This is a genomic window from Agarivorans sp., from assembly GCF_050295395.1.
GTDB lineage: Bacteria > Pseudomonadota > Gammaproteobacteria > Enterobacterales > Celerinatantimonadaceae > Agarivorans.
In genome coordinates this window covers 22,239-28,797 of sequence record NZ_JBNKPP010000131.1, presented here as the reverse complement: position 1 = coordinate 28,797, position 6,559 = coordinate 22,239, and the positions used below count along the sequence as shown (strand labels likewise).

5 protein-coding genes are annotated in these 6,559 nt (G+C 46.3%); 2 read left to right on the top strand and 3 right to left on the bottom strand.

The window, feature by feature from the left end:
* On the top strand, positions 1-1,583 hold a 1,583-nt coding region (locus tag ACQY6Q_RS07955), incomplete at its 5' end, for an insulinase family protein (RefSeq protein WP_427979939.1).
* Positions 1,584-1,593: 10 nt separating this feature from the next.
* Here the strand turns inward: ACQY6Q_RS07955 and ACQY6Q_RS07950 are convergent.
* Positions 1,594-1,797, bottom strand: coding sequence for a hypothetical protein (locus ACQY6Q_RS07950; RefSeq protein WP_427979937.1), 204 nt, complete (start codon positions 1,795-1,797; stop codon positions 1,594-1,596).
* A 291-nt stretch (positions 1,798-2,088) separates the two neighbouring features.
* On the opposite strand from ACQY6Q_RS07950, the gene ACQY6Q_RS07945 reads away from it, so the two are divergent.
* On the top strand, positions 2,089-2,955 hold the full coding sequence (locus tag ACQY6Q_RS07945) for a delta-class carbonic anhydrase (RefSeq protein WP_427979934.1): 867 nt from the start codon (positions 2,089-2,091) through the stop codon (positions 2,953-2,955).
* A gap of 55 nt (positions 2,956-3,010) precedes the next feature.
* Here the strand turns inward: ACQY6Q_RS07945 and fadJ are convergent, their stop codons facing one another.
* Together fadJ and fadI are read right to left on the bottom strand one after the other, a co-directional pair.
* Positions 3,011-5,131 (bottom strand): fatty acid oxidation complex subunit alpha FadJ, encoded by a 2,121-nt coding sequence (fadJ, locus tag ACQY6Q_RS07940; protein WP_427979932.1) that lies wholly within the window; start codon positions 5,129-5,131, stop codon positions 3,011-3,013.
* Entirely contained in the window at positions 5,131-6,438 is a 1,308-nt protein-coding gene (gene fadI / locus ACQY6Q_RS07935) for an acetyl-CoA C-acyltransferase FadI (protein WP_427979929.1), read from the bottom strand. Before fadI ends, fadJ begins: the two co-directional genes overlap by 1 nt.
* Between the last annotated feature and the right edge of the window lie 121 nt (positions 6,439-6,559).

The window sequence follows — 6,559 nt, the reverse complement described above, 5'->3', positions numbered from 1 at the left end:
GCCTAATCGAACATTGTCTGCAACAAATGAGCCCCGAGCGGATGCGTATCAGTTTAGTATCGCCCAAACTAAAAACCAATAGAAAGGCCAAGTGGTACCACACCCCGTACGCGGTTAAAGCGATTGAAGAGGAACGCATCCACCGCTGGCAAAACCCCAGTAAAATTGAAGGCTTACACTTGCCTAGTGCCAACCCTTTTCTAGCCATGGAAGACGAAGCAAGCAGTTTAGTTGAAACCGACAATCAGCTAGCCCAGCCGCGCTTGTTACTTGATAAACCGGGTTTTCGCCTATGGTTTAGTAATGAACCCGAATTTAAAGTCCCTAAAGGTCACTTATACGTATCGGTAGATTCTGCGCATGCCGTGGCCTCGGTACGTAACATCGTATGCACTCGACTGATGGTAGAGTTGATGTTAGACCACCTCAGCGAGATGACTTATCAAGCTGAAATTGCAGGTATGTCTTATCAACTATACGCCCACCAAGGTGGCTATACCCTGCACCTTTCTGGATTTAGCGATAAACAAATATTGCTGTTAAAAATGATCATGGGCAATCGCTTATTAGGGCATTTCGAGGCCAAGCGTTTTGCCATTATCAAACAGCAACTGGCCAAACACTGGCATAACCAAATGCAAGTGAAGCCAATTTCCCAATTATTTGGTGAACTAACCTCGTTATTACAACCCAATAATCCACCACCTCGCGAACTATTAGCAGCGCTGGAAGATGTTCATCTCGAAGACTTACCCAGTTTTGTAGAAAGTTTATACCACAATATTCACGTTGAAATGCTGGCTTATGGTAACTGGACAGAATCAGAAATCTCCGCGCTGGGTGATTATATTCAACAAGAAATGGCTCCTACTACCAATCCCTCCAAGGAAACGCCAAGAAAGCTTATCAGCATAAAAAATCAAGGTAGCTTGCTTTATGAAGTACAATGCCAACAAAATGATTCAGCGATGATGGTGTATTACCAGAGCACCGACTTAAGCCCAGAGAACATTGCACTATTTACGCTGAGTAATCACATCATGACCTCTAGCTTCTTCAATGAACTCCGCACTAAACAGCAACTGGGCTATATCGTTGGTACTGGAAATTTGCCGCTAAATCGCCATCCAGGCATTATCTTTTATGTGCAGTCACCACATGGCCAACCACAAATGCTATTTGATGCGATTAACGACTTTTTGGACGATTTTCCGGTATTAATGTTTGAATTAAGCGAAGCGCAGTGGCAACAAAGCAAGCAAGGTTTGGTCGCACAAATATTGGAGCCAGAAAGCAATATGCGCACTCGAGCGCAACGCTTTTGGGTCAGTATCGGCAATAAAGATTTAAACTTTGATCAACGCCAGCGTGCAGCTGAATGTATCGAGCAACTAGAACGTCATGACTTAGTCAGGTTTATGATGAGTTTGAAGAGCAAACGACGCGACCGCATTATTGTGTACAATCATGGCAGCAGCCACCCACGCAACGCGCCGCTTAATACTCACCATCTTGAAACGGTGCGTTATATTGAAAACCGTAGCGACTTTGTGAGCGATGCAGCCTTATACAGCTACAACTAACAACAGCAGGCTAAGCTTTAAGCCTGCCGTCGTTAAAACCCTGATAGCGTTTTAAATTTAATTGTTGATGCGTCCACAGCAAAGGCAGACAAAAAGGCCCCAACAGTAATCCTAATAAGGCCCAGCGCCAAGCAGGTAAGGCAAACTTAAAGGCTTCAATATAACACCATAAGGCGCACACCAAGCTTAACAACGCTAACAACACTTTAACCACTCAGACTACCCTCAACAGCAACCGCGGATTTTAGCAGAAAGACTAAGCACAAGTGAAACCGCAACAGCACTTTTCACCGCTAAAATTGATCGAACGCAGTGCCATTAACTTATCGCTATATTTTTAATGAAAACATCATCAGTAAAATGTATTTTCCCGTCAGCTATCCCTTGGAAGGATCCCGCTAAGCGCTCGGCATAACAGTTTCGGTTCTTGCCGTAGTTTCGTGGGCCTCATCGATAAGGCTCGCCGTTTTTCTGTCTTCAACATGAGATATATAGGAGTTAACTCATGAACACACATCAGCTTTTAGTTTTAAGTGCTACGGCTCTGTTGGCGCTAAACGCCAGCGCGAATACCGAGCACAGTGCAACTCACCACGCAGTAACAGACCAAGACATCGCTCATCAGCGCCAAAATCTCGCGATAAATACCGAAAACAAAGGCTTTGGCCCGCAATCGCCAAGAGACATTGATTCAGTGCTTGGCAACAATGACATCGTCTTCAGTCAAGCGCCGGCTTATAGCCAAATGAACCTATGTAACATTCATTTCCATAAAAATGCTGAGCATAAAGGCGGCGAGTTTACCCAATACGCGGGTAATGGTGATGGCCACGGTTATCAAAGTGGCTACCAGTACAGCGGCCATTTAAGTGAGGCAGAGCTTGCACCTGTGGCTCATGAAATCTGCCCAAGTGCACACGGTAGCCTCTACCCCGGTGATACTATCGAGCTTCACTATGTTCACTCTAGCGCTCAAGTATCTCCCGGTCCGACTTTGGGTTCCTGTTTAAGCGAAGCGATTAATAACCCACAACTACGGGTGGAAACCCAAGTATTTGTATTGGTGAATGACGAACAAGCCGAAGATTTTATTCGCCTAACCGAACACGGAACGGTCAACGGCTTCCAACAAGCCTTAAACATCCCAACTAATACCGGCAAAGCAGTGCAATATGCCGGCTCGACCACAGGGCCGAGCTACAATGAAAAAGCTTCACCTTTTCAAGTATCTTGGAGTGTTCGTCCACAAGTCGCTAAAGTGAACATCAATACCGTCGGCAAATGGTGTGAAGGAAATGTATTTGAGGAAGACCATGCCCACGGAGTGCGAAACTTGGTGGTCAATCCAGCGCTATTATCTCCTATAAAATAAGCTTCACTAGGTTTACAAAAAAGGGCCATTTGGCCCTTTTCCTATGTCACTTTAGCTAGCAGTAATAGCTTTGTTTATTTTCAGCCATTTGTTTCAAAGCTTCACAAGGCGCAAAACGCTCTCCATAAAGAGAAGCCATCTCCTCTAGCTCTTGCACTAAATTCGCTAAGCCAATTTTATCCATGGCGCGGAACGGCCCGCCCAAGAATGGCGGGAAACCAATGCCAAAAATCGCCCCTAAATCACCATCTCTGGCACTGTTAATCACTCCTTCATCTAAACAGCGTGCCGCTTCATTGAGCATCATATAAACACAGCGTTTAGCCAGTTGTTCGGCGTCCATTGGATTACCGGGTTTAACCCCAAGTACCGAATACACTTGCAAATCCACTTTTTTGGCTCTGCCCTTATTACCTTGATAAAGATAAAAACCGCGGCCATTTTTCTTACCCAAGCGCTTATCGTCAATTAACTTACTAAAGGCTTGCGGGGCTTTAAAACGAGCACCTAATTCCGCCTCCAAGATGGGCGCAATCTTAGCGCCTACGTCAATGCCCACTTCATCTAATAAGGTCATTGGGCCCACTGGGAAACCATAATCAAGCAGGGTTTTATCTAGATGTTCAACACTCTGACCTTCCAACAACAAAATGGCGGCTTCGTTCATATAGGGGGCCAAAATTCGATTCACGTAAAAGCCAGCGCCATCCTTCACCACAATGGCAGTTTTACCTTGCTTACGCGCAAACTCAACGGTATCGGCAATAGTTTGTTGATTAGTACCAGCATGCGGAATAATTTCAGCTAAGGGCATTTTTTCTACTGGGCTAAAATAATGCAAACCAATCACCAGCTCGGGACGCTCGGCCTTAGCCGCAATTTGAGCAATCGGCAGGGATGAAGTATTACTGGCAAAGATGGTGTGCTCATTACAATTGGCTTCTATGTCTGCCACCATTTGCTGCTTAAGCGCTAAGTCTTCAAATACCGCCTCAACCACTATTTGACTGTTTTTCATGCCGGTAAAGTCGGTACCACCGGTAATATTGTTCATTTGTTGCTGCAATTGAGCATGCGAAATAAAACGTCGTTGACGCTTTTTATCCAGTAGTTTGTAGGCGTAATTTAACCCACCCAATACGCCTTTTTCGCTAATATCTTTAATGCGAACCTGCGCCTTAGCCTTGGTAGCCGAGACAAAGGCTATTCCCGCGCCCATTAAGCCGCCGCCTAAAACCGCTACCTGCTTAATTTTTCGCGGTTCAACTCCCTCAAATAAACTTTCTTTTTTCAGTTCATTAGACGCAAAAAATAAGCCGCGTAAGGCCGCAGACTCTGGACTTTTTACCAGCTTAGAAAAACGTTCTGCTTCTTCTAGGTACGCCGCTTCGCTGTTTTTCTCTACCCCCGCTTTAACACAGGCAATAATTTCCATCGGTGCGGGATAGTTGCCTCGAGTTTTACTCAAGGTTTGTTTAGTTACCTGACTAAACAAAATATTGCGCCCAAGCGCATTGCTTTCTAGTAATTTAGAGATAGTCGATAACTTTGGCTTAGGCTTGCGCTTGGCTTTTCCTGCATACTTCTTGGCCACCTCCAGCAATACACTATTTGGCACCATTTCATCCACCAAGCCACTCTTAAGCGCTTGTTTCGCTCTGAGCTGTTTCCCAGTAAGCATCATCTCTAAGGCTTTTTGCAAACCCACTAGCTTAGCTAAACGCTGCGTGCCTCCACCGCCAGGCAACAAGCCCAACTGCACCTCGGGTAAACCCAGGCTGGTTTTATCGTGATCGCTACATACTCGATAGTCGCAGGCCAAAGCCAGTTCTAAACCGCCACCTAAGCATGGGCCATGAATCGCCGCTATCACGGGAAACGGTAGGCTTGCTAAACGCGCAAAAACTTTGTGGCCCTGTTGTGATAGCTGCTGCGCATCAGCCGCTGTCTCGCAGGCATCAAGCATGGCAATATCGGCCCCAGCCACAAATGAATCCGCTTTACCGCTATACACCACTAGGCCTTGCAGTTGCGATTGCTGGGAAAGATTATCAAGAATCGCGTCCAACTCTGGACCGAATTCGGCCTTTAAGGTGTTCATGCTCTCGCCAGCCACATCCATTTTTAATAAGGCAATATTTTGCTCTATGCTCAGGCTAAATGTTTGCTGTTCCATTATTCTACCTCCAACACCATTGCTGCCCCTAGGCCACCAGCGGCGCAAGCGGTTGTTAAGCCTAAGCCACCACCACGGCGACGTAATTCATTAAGCATTTGGGTAATCATTCGCGCACCAGTGGCCGCAAAGGGATGACCATAAGCAATCGAGCTACCCATTACGTTGAATTTCTCCATATCAATTTCGCCTAGCGCCTTATCGCGCCCAATTGAGCGAGCAAACTCATCGCTGGCAAACATCTTAATATTGGCTAGAGTTTGCGCAGCAAAGGCTTCGTGCATTTCAATTAAGTCGAGATCTTGCAGGCCGATACCCGCTCTATCCAAGGCAATGGGCGTGGCATAAGAGGGCCCCATTAACATGTCTTGCCAAACATCAATACCAGCAAAGGCGTAACTCTTGATATAACCTAAAATCGGCAAACCTAAGGCCTTGGCTTTATCCTCACGCATTAGCATCACCGCCGCTGCGCCATCGGTTAAAGGCGTGGCATTGGCTGCCGTTACCGAGCCATGCTTGCGGTCAAACACCGGCTTTAACTTAGCCAACTTCTCTAAGCTTGAATCGCCTCGCACGTTGTTGTCGCGGCTAATGGAATGGCGATAGGGTTCTGGATAAGCGGTCATCACTTCAGCATCTAATTTACCCTCTTCCCAAGCTTGGTGAGCCAAATGATGAGAACGCACCGCCAGCTTGTCTTGATCCTCTCGCTTAATGCCATGGGTCTTGGCCATTTGCTCTGCGGTTTGGCCCATGGAAATACCGGTTGAATATTCTGCTACGGCAGGAGGCACCGGTGCCAAGTCTTTAATTCGTAGTTGTTTAATGATGTTCCAACGTTGCCCTAGGCTACGCGCCTTAGATAAATCTAGCAGGCTACGAGCAAGCTTTTTACTCACCCCAATCGGCAATACCGAAGATGAATCTGCGCCACCAGCAATACCGCAATCAATGGTGCCGGCCATAATTGACTCGGTAACATTTACCGCAGCTTGAAAGCTAGTAGCACAAGCACGCGAAACGCTGTAAGCGTCAGTAGACACATCTAAGGGCGTGCCTAAGACAATTTCTCGCGCAATATTGGGGGCTGCTGGCATTTGCACCACTTGGCCAAATACCAACTGCTGTATTTCTTTCACATCGAGGTCAACTCGTTTGATGAGTTCATTCACCACCATCTTGCCTAAATCAACAGCCGGAACACCGTGATAGGCACTCGCCTGACGAGCAAAAGGCGTGCGTAAACCGGCAACCACTGCGATCCGTGCGCCACTGGCAGTTTGTAAAGATTGTTGTTGATGCATTCACTATATCCTTAACAAGTTAAGAGGTCAGACCTCATGCGCTTAGTTTAACCATTTATTCACAAATTTCAAACAAGTGATTAAAACTAGCTTTAAACCATCAAATTTAAAGGAAATTTTT